Below are 18,204 nucleotides of genomic sequence, written 5' to 3'. Positions count from 1 at the left end.
AATTATTTTTTCTCTTCCGGAGCGTTTTCTGATGACGTGTTGTTTTTATTGCGGGCGTGTTTTATGGCGCTCACCGTGGCGTGAGCGATGGCGGCAGCGCCCGCGACGCCGGCAACGCCCAGTCCGATTTTATCGGCGGTAGCTTCAATGCCGGTTTGCGGAATGCCCGTTGCCCGGCTGTAAAAAGAACCGTAATCCCAGAATCCATCTTCCGAACATCCGAGGCATCCATGACCCGACTGGATAGGAAAAGACACGCCATCATTCCAGCGAACGGTTGAACAGGCGTTATAGGTGGTCGGGCCTTTACAGCCCATCTTGTACAGGCAATACCCTTTTCTGGCGCCTTCGTCATCCCACGCTTCCACAAACTGACCGGCATCGAAATGCGCGCGTCGGTAACATTTGTCATGAATTCGCTGGCCATAAAACATTTTTGGTCGTCCAAGACGATCAAGGGGAGGGATGCGATCAAATGCCAGCATATAGGTGATAACGGCGGACATCACTTCAGGTATAGGCGGGCAGCCTGGCACTTTAATAATGGGTTTATCGGTAATTAATTTGTGAACCGGCGTAGCTTTAGTTGGGTTGGGACGGGCTGCCTGCACGCAGCCCCATGATGCGCAGGACCCCCAGGCGATAATCGCTTTAGCATCCGCGCTGACGCGTTTTAACTTCTCCAGGAACGGCTCGCCAGCCAGTATGCAAAACATCCCATCTTCATTCAGCGGCGCGTTACCTTCCACGGCAACGATATAATTTCCTTTGTACTCACGCATCACATCCGCCAACGCCTGCTCAGCTTGTTGCCCTGCGGCGGCCATAATGGTGTCGTCATAATCCAGGGAAATGAGCGACAAAATGGCATCTTTTGCCAACGGGTGCGCAGAGCGAATGAAAGATTCGGTACAGCAGGTACATTCAAGACCATGCAGCCATATCACTGGCGTACGCGGTTTATTCTCCAGGGCATAAGCTATCTGAGGAATCATCGAACTGCTCAGGCCTAAAGACGTTGCGGTAAGGCTGCAAAACTTGAGGAAGCTACGCCTTGTCACGCCGTGTCTACGCATAACTTGATAAAATGTATCTTGTGTTTGCATAACGTTTATCCCAAACCACTATAGTTAGTGTGGGCATCATATGTTGCATTTCTTGTCTTTCTCAACGTGTTTTAGTAGCAATTATGTTTCTAATTCGTAACAACTGATTACATGTGTGCTACTCACATTACTCAAAAACATAAATTAATTTAATGTTATTGGTGATGTGGAGTAAATATAGCGTTGTGAAGATATCTCTTAATGTTGATAAGAAACCGTGTTTTTTATTTATAACATGATGGGATTTTTTTAAATGGTCACACGGATAACGCGTTTCATGTTAGTTCGCTGTGTTTAACTCTCCTTTAAACCCGTCAGTTAAATTTATTAGCTTGTAAAATAAGATCACAATTAATTACGTGCTGCATAACCATTGATAGGTTTAATTTAATATATTCATCCAATCCATTTTACAAACAAGGAGAGCATGATGAAAAAAAGTAAAGCAATTTTATTTATCGCTCCGGCGCTGTTTTCATACGCCATGGCTGCACAGGCCTGCACAACCCTTGCTATTCAGGATAAACAAGGCGATATTTTTCATGGGCGTACGCTGGAATATATGCAGGATTTACCCTCATGGTTAACGTATTACCCGGCGGGAACACAGTTTGATAAAAAAACGCCGGATGGCAGCCAGGGGATAAGCTATCAGGCGAAGTATCCGATACTGGCCATTACTTCCACCATTACTGATGGCGATAGCAGAGACATACTTGAAGGCATGAATAGCGCGGGATTGTCATTTAGTGAAAACATGATCATGAATGCGCAGTTGCCGCCATTGCCTGCGAGTGAATATAAACAGGCAATTCCTGTCACCTCGTTGGGAGAATGGGCGCTGGCCCGTTTTGCTACTGTCGGCGAGGTAAAACAGGCAATAAAAGAGGGCAAATTCTGGTCACCGGAACTGCATCGGTTTGGCGATCTGAAATCGCCATTTCATTATGCGTTTTACGACAAGAAAGGAGGAAGCATTGTCGTTGAAGTGGAAAATAGCAAATTCCATGTCTATGACAATCCCACTCGCGTGATGACAAATGGTCCCGCATTCCCCTGGCATCTGACAAATCTGAATAATTATACGCAATTAACCAATGTGGACCGCTCTTCAGGCACACTGGGCGGGATAAAAGTGATGCAGCCTGATAGCGGGATTGCTATTGCAGACTTGCCATCGTCCGATACGTCGGTTTCCCGTTTTATACGCGGCGTTTATTACACCACATATGCGCCGCAAGCGACATCCGCCCACGATGCAATGAATACGCTTGCGCATATTATGAGCCGTTTCGATCGTCCGAAAAATATTACGGTTGATTATATGGGGAGTGAAGGGGAAGGCAACGCCACCCGCAAACCGGTCTCAGAATATACGGTCTGGACAACGCTGTCTGACTTAACGCACGGTGAGATGATGGTGCGCGGCTACAATGATATCAACTATAAAACTTGGTCTCTTTCTCAGTTTAAGAACGCGACAGCGCCCGTGTTCGAGAAAATCAACGTCAAAGGATAAATAGCTCATCTCGGTTTAGTTTCCCCGGTAGTCTCGGCGAAGGTAATGGAGGCTACCGGCGGTTGCTTCTCTTTATCATGCACGGTAATTAATTATCACGATCACCAGCGCCAGGATGGTATGCTAAATCCATTCAAAATCCCCTGGATATGGATTGGAGGGCGCATGGTTATACCTGAGGTCAGGCAGGAGAGGCTCTATCAGAAGATAGCCAACCTCATCATTAAGCTGATCAATGATAATATTTTTCCACCGGGAACTTTTTTACCGCCAGAACGCGAACTGGCAAAACAGCTTGGCGTGAGCCGCGCCTCCTTGCGAGAAGCCCTTATTGTACTGGAGATCTCGGGATGGATCGTGATTCAGTCCGGTAATGGGGTTATCGTTTCAGATAAAAAACACCTTGCCAGCGACTATACCATTGAAGAAATTCTCTCTACTCGCGAGCTGGTCGATAGCCATTGTGCGCGCTTAGCCGCACAAAACGATAACGTTGACGTCATCAACCAAATAGAGGCGATTTATCATCGTATGGATCAAGCCATTAACGATAATAACGTCCACGGCTTTTACTCGCTGGATAAAGAGTTTCACCTTGCGATCTCTGAGGCCAGCCGTAACCGGGTGTTGTTCGATATGTCCCGTATGTTATGGGAACAACGGATTAATATCCCTTATGCCGGGCTTGATGAGCAGTCTGGAGACAGAAATGTTTTACTTAATCTCAACAAACAACATAAAGCGATAGTGGATGCGATGCGCCAGTCTGATGCTGACAGCGCCTATGAGGGATCTCTGGAACATTTACGCTATGTGAGAAAGATTGTCGGCGGCTAAGTTTGTCGGTAAATAACACCGCATGGCGGATATGCCATGCGGTGGAGCTTGCCGTAAATCAATGGAAAACAGCATTAATCTTTAAGTAGCGCTCCGGATAGCGATCAAGTTCTTTAACTGCATCAGGGATCTCATCAAGATTGACGACCTTACTGACAACATCTTGCGGATTAATCTCCAGCGTTGACAGCATGCGTAATGCCTCATCAAATTCACCGGCACTGGTGCGGGAACCGCGTAAATCCAGTTCTTTGTAGGTGATCAGGTTCGTCGGCAGCGACGTTTCCTGTTTTGGCCATCCGGTAAACGAAATACGACCAGCAAACGATGCTAAATCAAGCGTATTTCGAATAGCGCTATTTGCGCCGGAAGCTTCTATCACGACCTGCGCCATGGTGCCGTGGGTGATATTTTTAATAGCGTCGATAACCTGATCGTCAGCGGCGTTCAGAACATAAGGAACGCCAAGCTTTTGCGCATAGCGTAGCCTTTCTTCCACAATATCGATCAGAATAGGCGTTGCCTTGTAATGACGCGCGCTTAATGCCGCCATAAGACCAATGGCCCCCGCGCCGATGATGGCAACATATTCCCCAGCCTTAACGTTTGCCCGATGCAGCGCGTGCAGAGCGATGGTCAGCGGTTCTGCCAGCGGCGCCATTTCAGAAGGCACATTATCTGGTATTTTATGAATTAAATGTGCGGGATGAGTAACCACCTCCTGCATTGCGCCATCGACATGCACGCCAATGACGTTTAAATTTTCACAACAATTAGTTCTGCCGACAGAGCAAGGGTAGCAGTGACCACAATAAATATAGGGGTCAACAATTACGCGGTCACCTTCTTTAATATTGTCCGGCATTCCGGCGCCTTCCTGAAGAACAATTCCGGTCACTTCATGCCCAATAATTCTTGGGTAAGTAACCAGTGGGTTCGTTCCACGAAAAGCCCCGATATCCGATCCGCAAATGCCTGCAGCATCAACCTTAATTAATACTTCATTTTTTTTCTTATGGGGATAATCCACCCAGCGGGTTTCAACTTCACCAGGCTTATTAATGAACACAGCTTTGACTTTCATTGGCTTTGAATCCTTTACTTTTTACAAACACGAAGACCAACAGGCTTGAAACGATAGCGATAGCACCAGCCAGATAGAACGCATAGTCATATTTACCGCTAAATTGAACGATAAAACCGGTGACAAGCGGACCGATAATACCGGATATATTAGCCAGGCCATGCATGGCTCCTCCGACGCTCCCTACCTTATCTTTATGAACAACATCCTGAATAACCGCCCAATAAATTGGGCCTGTTAAATAGAGCAGAAAGAGTGAAACTGACATGAGCGTAATTGCGCTACCAATAGTGCTAACGGTACCGGAAACGGCAACACATACCGCCGCGCCTGCCAGACATACGCCCAGAATAAGTCGACGTGAGAGCAGAGCATTACCGGTAATCCGATAAATTACATCAGAACAGACGCCGCCGAGTACCATACCAATGGCGCCGATGACCCAGGGAATTACCGTGGCGATACTAATTTCTTTAATATCGAGATGTAACGAATGGTTCAGGTAACTTGGGAACCAGGTCAGGAAGAAAAAAAGAATATAGTTGTAGCTGAAAAAAGCCAGAGTTGTCGCCCATACCATTGGTTGTTTCATGTAATAGCCGAGTGAAGGCGTAGCCCGGCCATCATCAGATAAAATAACGTCCTCATGATTTTCAAAATCAATGCGTTCTTCCGGCGCCAGGCGTTTACTCATTGTTGGCTTATCGCTAACGATAAAGTACCACAGTAGTACCCAGACCAGGCCAAATAAGAAAATAATGCCAAATGCGGGGCGCCAGCCTAAGGATAACGCCAGCAGGCCCACTATCGGCCCGGACACCGCGCCGCCGAGCGGGGAACCGGCGCTAAAAATTCCGATCGCCGTGGCAGACTCCTTTCGGGAAATCCAGTTATTGATGATTTTATTTCCGGCAGCGCTGACCGGTCCTTCAGCCATACCGAAAAGAACGCGCACGATAAGCATTGTCCACAATCCGGTGACTAAACCAGTTAAGCCACAGAATACAGACCATAGTAACGCTGCGATGAGAAAAACCGTTTTTGGCCCAACTTTATCGCTGGCCCAGCCACCAATAAAATTAAACAGGGCGTATCCGATAAAAAATGCGCTGAAGATCATCCCCATCTCCGCGGCGTTAAATCCTAACTCCTTTTCGATCAAGGGGGCAGTTATCGACAATGCTGAACGATCCATATAGTTGAGCATGTAAACTATAAATAGAAGAAAAACGATAAACCATCCCATTGTTTTTCTTTTCATGATTAATCCTCTTATTGTGGTCTAGCGGCCTGACCACAATATTTTAAGGTTATTTTCAAATCACCTCTCTTGTGGTTAGAACGTGATCAATATAACAAAAATTTATCGCAGAGGATTTTTATCCATCGCAAGTGCGATGGATAAAGTTCTTTAAAATCATACAATTAATTGAAAATTCAATCGAGACTATCGTTTTCCCCTAATCCACGCCCCGGTAACGTTTGACATGCAGCGTTAACAGAAGGTGGCGCTGTCTGTGGGTATTTTTCATCGGGCGTAATATAAACCTGACTCGTGGCGACATAGCCATCATTAAAAGTGGCTTCGATATAGGTAGCTTCCCAACCTGTCTTCGGTTCATTTAACGTAATACTGATCTTATTGTTGGCGGGAATATCTATTGTAAGCGGCTGATAGCGGATGCCACAGGCATAACGAAAATCACGCGCATTTGGATTGTTGGCTGTCCAGCGAACGACTTTTACCGGCGCTTCTGAGAAATAGACCGTAAGAAGATGGTGGTGAATAAGGCCGATCAACTGTGGTAATGTTTTTTTACTTTGAAACCTATTAATAAATGGAACGAGGCTTTCTTCAGCGAACTGGTTAATTGAGTAGTGGTTCATATTAGGCACTATACGTAATGATTTTACGCCAGGAAGTTTGCTATAATAAAAGCGAGTGTTGTCTGGTACGAAAAAATCATCGCCACTTGCATTAATAATATATTTCGGTATTGCAAGGCGGGGTTGATAAATAGTATTGAGATATCTTAACGGATCTATTATTTGCCTTAGTTGGGTAAATGTGGGGGATTTTATTTTCTCATCTATGCCTTGCTGGTAGTAGGGGTAGAATGTAATGGGCCAATTTCCACCGTATGATTGATAAATATGCTCAAGTGAAGCATCAATATCAAGTAGATCAATGGCGAAGGGAACAATTGCTTCAACATCAGGATCGGCGATAGCTGACAACCAGGTGGTCCACCCACGCTTTGAAATACCTGTAATGATAAAGGAATTTATATTCCATTGCGTTAACTCCTTTTTTGCTAATCTCATCGCTTGCGATAGGGCAGTGACCATAGGAATATTTAAAGGCATTAACTTACGTTGCTCCGGCGCTTCCATAAATAATGCCCAGCTTCGGGAAACGCTTTCGTCCTCTTTCAGTGGTTTTTTATCATCCTGAAAGGTTAAATATTGGTTAGGTATATCACTCACTGATATTACGATGGTATTCGTATCACGGGAGATGCTTGCCAGTGTTTCCTGGGGGAAATCACCGGGTTTACCAGTGATTTGTACGCCTTTATCATAATTAATTCCGTTGTTTACAACCACCAAAGCATGGTGCTCTTTTGCCGTTTCAGGGATATAAATATCAACGTTATGTCGCCATTGCGCAGGGGTTACCATGTCATCTGGCGACCAGTGTTGCGATAATAATTCATAGTGTCTGACTACCACCTGTGCTAATGGAGCTGTATTAATCAAGGTATATTTTAGCGATGTGCCTGAAATCTGCTCCCGGTAGTCGGGGAGAACATGAGACAAATCACACTCCGGGCTGTTTCGACAAAAGAAGATGTTGTTATGAAGTAGTGTATAAACTTTTGTAGAAATGAAAAACAGTACGATAACAACGAGATATGTTTTTTTCATGCTTTCCCCGCGCTTTACAAGGGCAAATGCCAGCCAGCATAATTTCCATAAATACCTCTTAAACATTCAATATAAGTACAATACTTTTGATAAATAAGGGAAGAAGTGAACAATAATGTTTGTGACGTTGTCACATTATTCTGTTTCTGGTTTCACTATTAGCACTGAACTTTTTGAAAGGTAAATCATTGCCGTCACCAGACCAATAATGGCGACAGAGATAGCTATACCGATCCAGACGCCATACAGAGCATAACCCAGGACAAATCCGCCCAATACGGGGGATATAAAATCAGCGATTGCGATTAATGCCTGCGCCGTTCCGATGACGATACCTTGTCGGGCAGGCGATACATGGACGGACAAGGCGGCAAGATAAGTGGGTTTGGCTAGCGCATCAGCGATGCTAATACAAACGATAGCAAAAACAAGCACAGGTATGGTCGTGGCGATACCCGCAGTGAGAAATCCAGTACAAAGAAGGGCGAAGATGAGGATAATTAGCTTTCGCTCCGAAAAATATTGGCTCACCCAACCTAACAGAAATAGCTGAACGAAAATATTAATAACCCCGTCCGCCATTAACAGATAGCTTAACGCTTTTGGCCCAAAGGGAAGCCCATTCCAGATGAAGGTGTCAGAAAGAAAAACAGGTAATTGTGAAGAGTACATGCCATAGGCGAAGAAATGACAAAGCATTACGATGATTAAGACGCGAAGGACAGGCATCTTTAAAATAGCGCGGGCAGAGAACGCCGCTATTTTATCTGTGGTACGTGATGTTGTGGAAGGGTCTTTTAACCCCCAAATCGCGACCAGGGCAGACCCAAGGACAAGTATAAAGGCGGCGTAGATCGGCGCGCTCAGACTGATACGCGATAACCACCCGGAAACGCCTGCCCCGACAATACCGCCTAAACCAATGCAGCCTGTGAGGATACCGATTGCCTGACGCCGATTTCTGACGTGCGTACAATCGGCAATATAGGCTGCGGCGGCTGACAAATTCCCGGCGCTAATGCCAAAAAGCGTGCGGGCGAGCAGGATAAACAGGATACATTGCGCGTTGGCGAGTAATAGTAAACTTATCGCCGCAATAGCCAGCGTGACAATCAATATTCGCTTGCGGCCAACGCGATCGGAAAGGTGGCCAATCAGGGGCGCCGCACAAAATTGGCTAAAAGCTTCAGTGGCGATGATGATTCCAATGATAAGCGGCGAACCGCCCATCTCGCGGATATAAAAAGGCAGTACCGACATTACAGCCGCTGTACTGGCGGCGTAAAGGCCGACAAGCAGGAAAACAGGCAAAATACGCCGCTTGTTGAGCGGGGTGATAGTTTCGCTGTCGGTGTTCTCATAGACATTAGTATTCATCTTTAATCCCTATGGCAAAACGAGAGAGATAATTTTCAATATCGTTGCTCTGTTTGCCGTGAAAGAATGCGCCGACATAGCCATCGGGTCGAATCACCACGCATTGACCCGGCGCCAGATGATAGGATTCCCGGAAGTGCCCCAGGGTATCGATGAGCTCGTCCTGCTCGCCAATGTGATGAATACGCAGTCCTCGCCGCGCATCGATGACCTTACCGTGGGTTTCGTAGGCCAACAGATTCCAGTCCGGACCTTGTAGTAACTGAAATAATCGTAATGATTGGCCGCCGGCGCCCAAAAGAGGAGCATCCGGAGCTCTTTCTCCCGCTTGTAACCCATGCTGACGTTCGGGCAACGTGTGGGCTAAGGGGGAGTCGGTATACTGGATGTCAAGTTGTTGAACGTCGCGTTCTCGTTTGATGCCACCCTGTTTTTGAGAGTCAAGTAATCGGGTCGAAAGGTGGAGCAGTGATTCGGCTACCGGGCGGCGTTCCTGTTCATAGCTATCGAGAAGCTCTTCTCCTGCGCCCCGCAGCGAGGCTGCCATTTTCCACCCCAGGTTATAGGCATCCTGGATGCTGGTATTTAATCCTTGCCCACCCGTCGGCGGATGCACATGAGCGGCATCACCGGCTAAAAATACCTTACCCACACGGTAATGTTCCGCTATGCGCGCATTCATCTGGTACTTCGATACCCAGGGAATCGAATGGATGCGAACATCCGTCCGCCCGATTCGTTCAGTAAGAAAAGCCGTGAGCACGTCGGCTGAGAAATTCTGCGAGTCGTCCGGGGCCAACAACGCCTGGATTTGAAAGAGCTGCGTGCCGGCGAGAGGGCAAATCGTTATCATCCGCGCCATATCGCCATCGTTAAAATGGTGCCATATATCCCGGTTCAGACCGGAAAGCGAAGCGTCAGCCACAAGCGCATGGATTCCCAACGTACGGCCGGGGAAGCTGACGCCTAATTTTTTTCTGACAAAGCTTCCGCCGCCATCCGCGCCTATCAAATAATGCGCGATGATGACCTCTTCTCCAGCCGGCCCGGCAACATACGCGGTGACCGTGCGTGAGGTTTGCGCAAAATGTCGTAATTCGCAGCCGAACTCCACCCGATGTCCCCATGCTTTTAATTGCTCCCGCATAATCGTTTCTGTCACGTTCTGTGGAACCATCAATGGCAGATGGTAGGGTTCGGCGTGGGTCGGTTTTGTATGATGCGCAATATCTGAATCTACATAGCTTCCGTCATGACGGTAGGTTCGTAATCGGGGATAGAGCCCGCCGGCGGCGACCACTTTATTGAGTATCCCAATATCCTCGAAGATTTCTTGCGTTCGCGGCTGAATACCTTTACCGCGGGAACCGGTAAAAGGCGTCGTTCTTTTCTCAATCAGGCGAAATGAGACCCCGTGACGCGCCAGTTCGATGGCTAAAGTAAGCCCGGTAACGCCAGCGCCGCAGATCAGTACATCTGTAGTGGTGTATGTTGTCATCGTCTCTCCAATATGTGTATTATGCACATAAGAGGAGACATGCTATGTCAGAAAATAAAAATGTGCAAGATACACATATTTCCGAGCAAATGAAGGCGCTTCACGGTGCGTTGATTCGCGTGGTGAGCGCGCTCAACCGGCCTCGTAATGATGAGAAATTAATTGCAGAGGCGGGCATTCAACTCGATCGCGCGCTATTTTCGATCCTTATTAGTATCGAACGTTTAGGGCCGATTGGCGTTGTTGAGTTAGCCGAACGTGCCGGTCGTGATTATACGACGGTAAGCCGACAGATCGCCAAACTGGAGAAGCTGGGGTTGATAATACGGCAGCATAATGCCATCGATCGTCGTATACGCGAGGCCGTTATCTCCCGTACAGGAAAGGCGATGACGGAGCGTATAGACGCTGCGCGAGAGCAAATGGGCAAAGTTGTTTTTAAAGACTGGCCTCAGGATGAACTTGATGTCTTTGTTCGGCTAATGCAAAAGTTTGCCGATGCAATGGATAGCGATGCTTCAATGCCGGAATAAGCAAAAGAAAAGGGCGGTCAAATCCGATCGTCCAGGCTAATATCGGTATCTGACATTGATTAAATAGCCAGCAAAGTAAATATAACAACAACATTTATCGAGTTAATTTTCACCCTTTGAAAGGCCAACGTATACTGCAGAATACGGCTATATAACAATCGCCGTATCAATGGTTTTTCAAAGGGTAAATATATGCTTACCGAAAAATATGATTTTCGCATTACCGATCAGATGACTATCCCACTCAGACCTCATTGGATAGCCAATGATTCATACAGGGAAAAGTGTAAAATGCTTGTCCTCAACCGGAGTAAAGGGGAAATTCATAAGGTAGACTTTAGTAAATTAACAGATTATATCAAAGAAGGTGATGTAATCTGTTTTAACGACAGTACTATAATAAACCATATGTTTATCTGTAAAACAAGACAGAATAGGTTAATTAAAATTGTTTTAGAGGGATTTTTACCAAATAATAGAGTAATTATTTCCGGACTTTTAAAAGAAAGGCTTAACGCGAATGATGTTTTCTATTTGGTTGATAACCCTGAAATTTCCATTAAGATAGAGCAAAGGTTTAGCGAGGAGAGCCAGTACCGGGCCGTCGTGGAAAATCATGAGGCCTTAATTTGCTATTTAGCCAGTCATGGTGAGCGTCTTGATGAGTATGTGGACTCCAGCTTGTTTTATAAATATCCAGATGCTTACCGTTCCGTTTTTTCTAAAAAGTATGGTTCTTTGGAAATACCTTCTGCCGGCATTCATTTTACCTGGGATCTTATCCAAAGAATCAAAGATAAAGGTGGGTTAATATCCTTCATCACTTTACATGTTGCATCAACAGAAATGTTGTCCAACAGAAAAATACAAACAAAATGTGTAGAGGAAGTGACTATCCACGAAGAATACTACGAGGTTCCGCAAGCAACAGCGGATATCATTAATACTGCGAAGCAAAATGGCGGACGTATTTTTGCCGTAGGAACTACCGTTACACGATGCCTGGAGTCCGCGTATTCGAGGGAGCACAATTGCCTCAAAGCAAGTTCTGGCTGGACTGCGCTTTATATACATCCAGGTTATCAACTGAAAGTGGTTGACTGCCTGCTAACGAACTTACATCAGCCAAAAACGACGCATATGGTGTTAACCGGTCAGTTTGCTGGGGTTGATCTACTCATGAAGGCCTATGCCTCAGAAGATATCCAGTCATGTCAGTTCGATATGTTTGGTGATTGCATGTTAATCATACAGGATGAAGGGCAGGGATGAATAAAATAAAACCGGTACACATAATGCTACCGGTTTTACCGAGAATAAGCATCAGGGGATTCGGGCAATAACCTTTATTTCAAAATCAAAGCCGGCCAGCCAGGTAACGCCAACAGCGGTCCAGTTAGGATAAGGGGGAAGGGCAAATATCTCCTGTTTCACCGCCATCACGTCGTTAAGTTGTTGCTCTGGATCGGTATGGAATGTGGTGACATCCACTATGTCATCGAATGTGCACATAAAAGAACTGAGCCTGTTTGTCGTATCGCTTGACGGGAAAGAGAGCATTTCCTGAGTGATTAGCTTCTGTGCCGTGTCATTTTGTAGACGGCATCATTTTCACGCTTTCCAACACCAATGACAGTTACCGTGATAATTTCATCTTCGACGCTGTACACCAGCCTGTATCCTGCACCACGCAGCTTAATTTTGTACTGATCCTTTCTTCCATGTAATTGCGAAGCAGGAACCCGAGGGTTTTCGAGCCGTTCCCGTAGCTTTTTTTTAAACTGTTCCTGTATGGTATGACCCAGTTTTTTCCACTCTTTTAGTGCAGATTCGTTAAATGCCAGCTTATAAGTCATCAATGTTGACCTCAATGACGCGTTCATTCGCACGCTCATCGATAATACGACCGAGTTCTTCATCCTCAAGAATATCCATAAGATGAGCATAAAGTGCCGGAGGCACACAGTAGAAAGCCGGTTCATTACGGTTAAGAATGGCAACTGGAGCGCCATCTCCGGCATTGAAAGTTCCCATTGGATCACGTTTCAGTTCTGTAATGCTTGCTGCAGTAGTCGTTAAAATTTGAAATGCCATAATTTACCTCCTGGTTGATGACTAAATATAGCACCTTTAATAGTACTAATAAAAGCATCCTTCACGAAGGGGATTCAGCTCCAGCCCGGTCAGTGATGCGGGCAGCTGACGGTTTTTTCAAGGCTAAGTTCAGATGTCCAGAACCTAACTTATGACCACTGAAACCGGCGTCAATAACTCGCCAACCCTTATCAAGCGTGATGTAACAACCGAAGTCAGCCTTGCAGATGGTGATATTATTTTACTTGGTGGCCTTGCTGAACAGTCGGATGGATTATTCTGGCCTCTGACGTGTCGCAGATTGCAGATCGTACAGTCAGGGATTACAACCGTATTGCCAGAGGAAGCGATAAAATATGGTAAGTGATACTCTTGAACAGCGGATTTATGAACTGGTAAGAAGCCATGATGGAATTTACCTTTTTAAGAAAAAAGAACTGACACCGTCAACAGATTTGGATTCAGATCTACAGCTGGAAGATGATGAAGTACTGGCATTGATGGATGATTTTTTTACGACATTCAATGTAGATAAAGGGAATTTCTCGATCACAACATACTATCCGCCAGAACCACCGCTAAAACATTTGCTTAATCCGTTTCGCAAAAACGATATTCCTCAGGTGCCGGATTTCACGATAGGTATGCTCATTGCGTCTGCCAGGGCTGGTTGCTGGTTGTATGACTGATTCACGCTGGGGGCTGCTTTCCGCCCTCCGTCATTATTGTCAAGGCTAAGTAGAAATGTCCGCCTGCCAGCAAAGTTCAAATGTCCTCTAACAATCTTGGGAGCAGAATCACACAGGCGACAGTAGCTTGACGCTTATGTTCTGCTAGGGAAATATGTTAGTAAGTTATATTGTTAATATGCCCTAACAAGTTATAGAGCCTTACGCTCTATAAAGATATATATTGAACGCTAAAATAATGGACTATTAGGTGACACCATGCCCACTTATAAACAAGTTGTGAACCATGTTAAGAAACATGTACTGTGGAAAGATGAGTATTTTGAACGCTATTATCGGCTCAATCCTGAACTGGTTCAGAAGCGTTTGGATAAAATTTATCAAGCTGAAGATGATCTAATGGTGCTTATCAGTACTCAATTATTTTGTTTCTTGCAGGCTAATGACGCGCTCAATTTTGATGGTTGCTATAAAACAGGGAAAGCAGATAACTCATTGCTTTGTACTAATCTTGCTCTATGGAGTATCGGGCTAGCTTGTGATCATTTTGATATTCGGGAAGAGCGGGGACATACCACGAAGTTTAGCGAGCAGGGAGAGAGTTGGTTAACACTATTCGCCTGCAATCAATTCTCTTTAGTTCCCTATTGCTATCCGGCCATTCAGCGCGGGTTTCAAAGCGGCGTATTGAAAGAAATTGTTCCGTTTTATCGTGAACAGAAATTGGGCATCCTGGCGATGGAGATAATGGCGCGTGAACGGGGGGATACAATCAACTGGGAAGCAATGCAAGTGCGTGTTGATCCTGTCTATCTGGACTTTTGCCAAAACATTTTATTGTCATCAGATGATGAACTAGTCCGCACCGGATTGATTACGCTATGTGATAAGCATCTTGAGTGGACTGATTTTCATAATAGCGATAAGCGTTGTTGCTTGACTGGCTATGAAATTCAGCGTCAGGATCTATTACTCTGGCCATTTGAATATCAGGCGGTAAAAAACTGGCGAGCACGTCAAGGGTTAAGTACACCAATGATTGAACATCCATTAATGAATAGCCCGATGACGACAGCGAATTGTCCTGACTTTTCGCAGTGGCAGCGTCCAGAGTGGTTCAATCCGTTAGTTGATTTTTTGGCGCAGCGCAGGCCTGAGCTGGCATTTTTACGACATCTCTTTATTTAAGTGAGCGATTATTGTCCAGTTTTCTCTGGGCCTGGCGCACAACTCCAAGCACATGACCCAGTCTTTTATTATCAACAACTGCGACGGGGTCCACCTCCGACAACCGGTCGAAGGTGGAATAGGGGAGCAGAACGCCATTCAGCCGCAGTTCCTTATGCCCGTCAGGATAATGCCAGACTTCGATATATTTACCGATGGCCCGGCGACTGTGCTCGCTGTCCTCAATCTGTGGATTCAGATTTCACAAACAGCAGGTGCATCAGGCGACTGGTGGCATAGTCAACATAGACCAAAGCAGTACAGGGTCGACCCCGGCTTTCAAACCAGTGGTGGTCGCAGCCATCAATTTGTATCAGCTCGCCAGTACAAGGCCGCCTGTAACTAGGCTGATGAATTTTCGGCGCGCGTTATCTGCGAGGGATCCAGATTCCGGCTTTTATCATGAGGCGTCGGATAGTTTCCTTGCCAAGAACCAGACCGTGAACTTCCTCCAGATTTTCCAGCGCCAGCGTGGGGCCAAAATCACGGTAGTGCTCCCGGATTATACAGAGTGCCTGATCTATCAGTGAAGTTGGCAACAGACGGTTACCAACGCGGCCACGACTATGGTTGTTCATGCCAAGTGGTCCGAGTTGGCGATAACGTTTCAGCAGCCGTCTGCAATGGCGTGGCGTAATGCCGAGCATCTCAGCAGCCTGACCGGGATGTAAATTGCGGTCGATGGCATCCTGAAGGATTTTGAGGCGGTTGATTCCTTTCACGGTGAACATCCCGGCGTCATGTATAGCCATAGAAAACGCCTCATCAGGAAAATGCGAGTCGTTGTCTAGACATGCAGATCTGAGAACTATAGCCTGGACATTCCTATAAATGAGCCACAAATAGACATTAGCATTGAGCCTCTACAATGTTGATGCGCATAATGTATATTATGTTAAATACACCAGAACAATTAAAAGACATGTTAAGCCGGCTGGATTCGTGCATGTCAAAAAACTTCTGGCCCATAAGTTTGATCCCTTCCCTGCCGTGACGCTGCGCGAATTCTGTTGATTTGCACCCGCTATCCTGCACACTATTTCACGCAGCACACGCCGCGCAGGCATAAAAAAACCGGCCATTGTGTTCGGTTCGTCATTGTCAGTGTGTCAGTCCAGGATGAAATCGTCGCGCAGCGCATCAGCGAGCGCCCACGGCATTTCAGACGGAAAACTCTTTTCACGCGCTGCAGATAACACGGCATCGCCGTAGGACTCATTAGCGTCGCGCCTGGCATGACCTACACATGCGTAACCGTATCGCCTAGCCTGTTTGTTTTTGTATACGACGCCGCCGAACATCCAAAAAGGTTGCGAAGAATTAGTTCGCGTATTCATCGACTGGCTGTGCGAGGTTTTTGGTCCGGATGCACATCTCTGATAACGCTCTTTCGTGCATATCCGACCTGACTATTGTTACTTTATCAGTAATTCTGTTTTAAAGATTGGATGGTTTTTCGTAACAATAAAGAGGCTTAAGATCTTCTTCAGATTAATTAACTACCACAGTCGCCTAAAAGGCTGGCTGAAAATTTGTTCGAAGGAGATCACGTCATGAAGTACAACCGTATCTGCCAGATCCTGGGTATTGAAAAACCTGTTATACAAGGCCCATTGTCCTGGCTTACCGATGCAAGACTGGTTGCAGCCGTAAGCAACGCCGGTGGTTTGGGTGTGCTTGGCCCAAATGCGGGCTTAACAGCGGAAACTGCTGTATCAACGCCTGAAGAAACAGCAGAAAAGCTGCCTACTGCCCTACGCTTCTCTCCATAGAACACTTGTCTTCAGTATTTGGGCGCGAAAACTATATGATATTTACAGTTCCATCGGGTGTGCGCTAAGCTCTTTTCGTCCCCCATTGGGACCCCCTTTTGATTTCTTGTTGAACTTTTGCAGTTGCCAGACCGCAAGATGTTTTAACAAATCAAAAGGGGTTTTAATAACTGGCTAAAAGCTGAAAGCTTTCCAGAACCCCCAGCCTGGCTGGGGGGGTTCCATAGACAATAAAAAAGCCGCATGAGCGGCTTCTATCGTACGTACAGTCCAGTACTATGTCAGATCAGGATGAGGATTTAATTTTATTAAATTGCGTCTGGATACTGGTAACGACCCGATCCATCTGTTCTCTGAAATAGTCTGCTTCTTTCTTACTGCTGCTTTTATCCCGCACATAGGTCCTTGTTTCAAAGCTGCAACTCAGGTAATTATCCGCCTTACTCTTCCAGGGAGGGAGGCTTTCCCGCGTAAGATATAGCTTGATCCTTCTGTCATAACCCTCTCCCTCTATGCCTGTTTGAAGATAGAGCGGTGCCCAGTCTGTTGTGAAGTGCTTGTCATTACTCTCCACGAATTTTGCGTTGAGTCCGGCTTTCTTCAGCGCTGCCGGCAGATATGTCACATAAAGGTTATCGATAAACCCTATTTTTCCGACAATAATGATGTCGCTTATCTCCTTACGCTGGAGGTCCACCGTCTCCGGCTCAAAATCAGACGGGTGAAACAGCAGCCCCATCAGGGTGGTAAAGTCGGATGTAGTTTCGTACAGGATACCCTCCGGTTTTTGCTCCCGAGGAAGATAGGTCTTTTCCTTGAGCAGCCCCGCGTTCTGCAAGGCCCGTACTGCCTGCATCGCCATGCCGCTGTCCAGACCGGTCAGTGCCAGCTCCGCCTCCTCAAATGAGGCGGTACCGCGCACTGGTACCGTTTTTCGGATTTTAAGCTCCCGGGCAAACGCTATCTGATAGCAAGTTAGCGAGCTCACCAGACGGATAAAGTGGTAGCGCAGATCGTCCGGCATGACACTGAGGGGAGTACGGCCCAGTGATACGGTCAGGCGGGTATAGTATTCGGTTTTAGCGGTCTCATCGTCGGCCGCAAGTTTACGAATCACCGGGATCACGTCCTCCTCCCGGAATTCCACGGTGTCGTTGTACTGTTCGTCCCGGACCACACCCAGTACGTAATCCTGAAGGCGTCGCTGCCGTTCTCTGTTCTCACGATCTATCAATCCCTGCGACAGTTCCTTCGCCGCGTCGATGACAGGGCCAACAACAGGAATACCTTTTACCGCCAGCATGCCTAGCTTCCCGAATGCTTTCGTTACCGTCATCTCATGGCCAATAGTTCTTAACTCGCCAGTGCCGCGCTGTATAGCTGTGGCTAGTTCCCCGCGCTTTGCAGAGGGTAATTGATTGTCAGACGTTGTCATATATTTCCCCCGGAAAAACTGTCTTCCTTGTTTTCATCATGTTACTCCTCAGATAATTCGCCGGCGTCCAGGTCGTTATGATACTGACAATACACTGGAAAATCT

The 18,204-nt window shown here is 46.4% G+C and carries 15 protein-coding genes and 5 pseudogenes; 8 read left to right on the top strand and 12 right to left on the bottom strand.

The genetic code is table 11. The features are described 5' to 3' along the window. Positions 1-2: 2 nt before the first annotated feature. Positions 3-1,106: a hydrogenase small subunit gene (locus ACH0VJ_RS02015; protein ID WP_001194448.1), complete on the bottom strand. Its 1,104-nt coding sequence runs from the start codon at positions 1,104-1,106 to the stop codon at positions 3-5. Positions 1,107-1,533: 427 nt separating this feature from the next. Here ACH0VJ_RS02015 and ACH0VJ_RS02010 point away from each other — a divergent pair, with 427 nt between their 5' ends. Together ACH0VJ_RS02010 and ACH0VJ_RS02005 are read left to right on the top strand one after the other, a co-directional pair. Next, complete coding sequence (locus tag ACH0VJ_RS02010) at positions 1,534-2,625, top strand: choloylglycine hydrolase family protein (RefSeq protein ID WP_000976496.1); 1,092 nt, start codon at positions 1,534-1,536, stop codon at positions 2,623-2,625. Positions 2,626-2,670: 45 nt separating this feature from the next. Next, positions 2,671-3,462 (top strand): FadR/GntR family transcriptional regulator, encoded by a 792-nt coding sequence (locus tag ACH0VJ_RS02005; RefSeq protein WP_000388417.1) that lies wholly within the window; start codon positions 2,671-2,673, stop codon positions 3,460-3,462. A 58-nt stretch (positions 3,463-3,520) separates the two neighbouring features. On the opposite strand, the gene ACH0VJ_RS02000 is transcribed toward ACH0VJ_RS02005, so the two are convergent. The 5 genes from ACH0VJ_RS02000 to ACH0VJ_RS01980 form a co-directional block, all read right to left on the bottom strand. Next, positions 3,521-4,546 carry a zinc-binding alcohol dehydrogenase family protein gene (locus tag ACH0VJ_RS02000; RefSeq protein ID WP_000864938.1) on the bottom strand — a complete coding sequence of 342 codons (1,026 nt, stop codon included), beginning with the start codon at positions 4,544-4,546 and terminating at the stop codon, positions 3,521-3,523. Continuing rightward, positions 4,521-5,807 (bottom strand): MFS transporter, encoded by a 1,287-nt coding sequence (locus tag ACH0VJ_RS01995; protein ID WP_000824227.1) that lies wholly within the window; start codon positions 5,805-5,807, stop codon positions 4,521-4,523. The genes ACH0VJ_RS02000 and ACH0VJ_RS01995 overlap by 26 nt, the downstream gene beginning before the upstream one ends. A 176-nt stretch (positions 5,808-5,983) precedes the next feature. Then, positions 5,984-7,540 carry a PhoPQ-activated pathogenicity-related family protein gene (locus ACH0VJ_RS01990; protein WP_000476921.1) on the bottom strand — a complete coding sequence of 519 codons (1,557 nt, stop codon included), beginning with the start codon at positions 7,538-7,540 and terminating at the stop codon, positions 5,984-5,986. A gap of 69 nt (positions 7,541-7,609) precedes the next feature. Next, complete coding sequence (locus ACH0VJ_RS01985; RefSeq protein ID WP_001095738.1) at positions 7,610-8,851, bottom strand: MFS transporter; 1,242 nt, start codon at positions 8,849-8,851, stop codon at positions 7,610-7,612. Continuing rightward, positions 8,841-10,349, bottom strand: a complete 1,509-nt coding sequence (locus ACH0VJ_RS01980; protein ID WP_000214836.1) for an FAD-dependent oxidoreductase — start codon at positions 10,347-10,349, stop codon at positions 8,841-8,843. The genes ACH0VJ_RS01985 and ACH0VJ_RS01980 overlap by 11 nt, the downstream gene beginning before the upstream one ends. A gap of 44 nt (positions 10,350-10,393) precedes the next feature. On the opposite strand from ACH0VJ_RS01980, the gene ACH0VJ_RS01975 reads away from it, so the two are divergent. After that, positions 10,394-10,882, top strand: a complete 489-nt coding sequence (locus ACH0VJ_RS01975; RefSeq protein ID WP_001293630.1) for a MarR family winged helix-turn-helix transcriptional regulator — start codon at positions 10,394-10,396, stop codon at positions 10,880-10,882. 192 nt (positions 10,883-11,074) lie between these two features. Next, positions 11,075-12,154 carry an S-adenosylmethionine:tRNA ribosyltransferase-isomerase gene (locus tag ACH0VJ_RS01970; protein WP_000954687.1) on the top strand — a complete coding sequence of 360 codons (1,080 nt, stop codon included), beginning with the start codon at positions 11,075-11,077 and terminating at the stop codon, positions 12,152-12,154. Between the two features lie 51 nt (positions 12,155-12,205). Here the strand turns inward: ACH0VJ_RS01970 and ACH0VJ_RS01965 are convergent. The 3 genes and pseudogenes from ACH0VJ_RS01965 to ACH0VJ_RS01955 all read right to left on the bottom strand — a co-directional run. After that, positions 12,206-12,397 (bottom strand): annotated as a pseudogene (locus ACH0VJ_RS01965) (Rid family hydrolase); the annotation flags it as partial. Between the two features lie 56 nt (positions 12,398-12,453). Next, a complete protein-coding gene (locus tag ACH0VJ_RS01960) occupies positions 12,454-12,738 on the bottom strand; it encodes a type II toxin-antitoxin system RelE/ParE family toxin (RefSeq protein WP_000221343.1) in 285 nt (94 codons plus the stop codon). After that, positions 12,728-12,976 (bottom strand): type II toxin-antitoxin system Phd/YefM family antitoxin, encoded by a 249-nt coding sequence (locus ACH0VJ_RS01955; protein WP_000885424.1) that lies wholly within the window; start codon positions 12,974-12,976, stop codon positions 12,728-12,730. Before ACH0VJ_RS01955 ends, ACH0VJ_RS01960 begins: the two co-directional genes overlap by 11 nt. 264 nt (positions 12,977-13,240) lie before the next feature. On the opposite strand from ACH0VJ_RS01955, the pseudogene ACH0VJ_RS01950 reads away from it, so the two are divergent. The 3 genes and pseudogenes from ACH0VJ_RS01950 to ACH0VJ_RS01940 form a co-directional block, all read left to right on the top strand. Further along, positions 13,241-13,339 (top strand): annotated as a pseudogene (locus tag ACH0VJ_RS01950) (STM2901 family protein); the annotation flags it as partial. Continuing rightward, the gene (locus ACH0VJ_RS01945) at positions 13,333-13,665 is read left to right on the top strand and encodes a DUF1493 family protein (protein ID WP_000253154.1); all 333 of its coding nucleotides are present in this window, start codon (positions 13,333-13,335) and stop codon (positions 13,663-13,665) included. The pseudogene ACH0VJ_RS01950 and the gene ACH0VJ_RS01945, both read left to right, overlap by 7 nt. A 279-nt stretch (positions 13,666-13,944) precedes the next feature. Further along, positions 13,945-14,853 (top strand): hypothetical protein, encoded by a 909-nt coding sequence (locus ACH0VJ_RS01940; protein ID WP_077907594.1) that lies wholly within the window; start codon positions 13,945-13,947, stop codon positions 14,851-14,853. Between the two features lies 1 nt (position 14,854). Here ACH0VJ_RS01940 and ACH0VJ_RS01935 read toward each other — a convergent pair. Beyond that, positions 14,855-15,644 (bottom strand): annotated as a pseudogene (locus ACH0VJ_RS01935) (helix-turn-helix domain-containing protein); the annotation flags it as partial. Positions 15,645-16,445: 801 nt separating this feature from the next. On the opposite strand from ACH0VJ_RS01935, the pseudogene ACH0VJ_RS01930 reads away from it, so the two are divergent. Next, positions 16,446-16,652 (top strand): annotated as a pseudogene (locus tag ACH0VJ_RS01930) (nitronate monooxygenase); the annotation flags it as partial. A 26-nt stretch (positions 16,653-16,678) separates the two neighbouring features. On the opposite strand, the pseudogene ACH0VJ_RS01925 reads toward ACH0VJ_RS01930, so the two are convergent. After that, positions 16,679-16,750 (bottom strand): annotated as a pseudogene (locus ACH0VJ_RS01925) (IS200/IS605 family transposase); the annotation flags it as partial. Between the two features lie 200 nt (positions 16,751-16,950). After that, positions 16,951-18,099: a hypothetical protein gene (locus tag ACH0VJ_RS01920; protein WP_000213485.1), complete on the bottom strand. Its 1,149-nt coding sequence runs from the start codon at positions 18,097-18,099 to the stop codon at positions 16,951-16,953. Positions 18,100-18,204: the final 105 nt, after the last annotated feature.

Origin of the sequence: Salmonella sp. 2020_1459 (assembly GCF_043847915.1) — a bacterium.
GTDB classification, from domain to species: Bacteria; Pseudomonadota; Gammaproteobacteria; order Enterobacterales; family Enterobacteriaceae; genus Salmonella; species Salmonella enterica.
The sequence above is the reverse complement of the archived record's forward strand: the minus strand, read 5'-3'. Positions and strand labels throughout refer to the sequence as shown.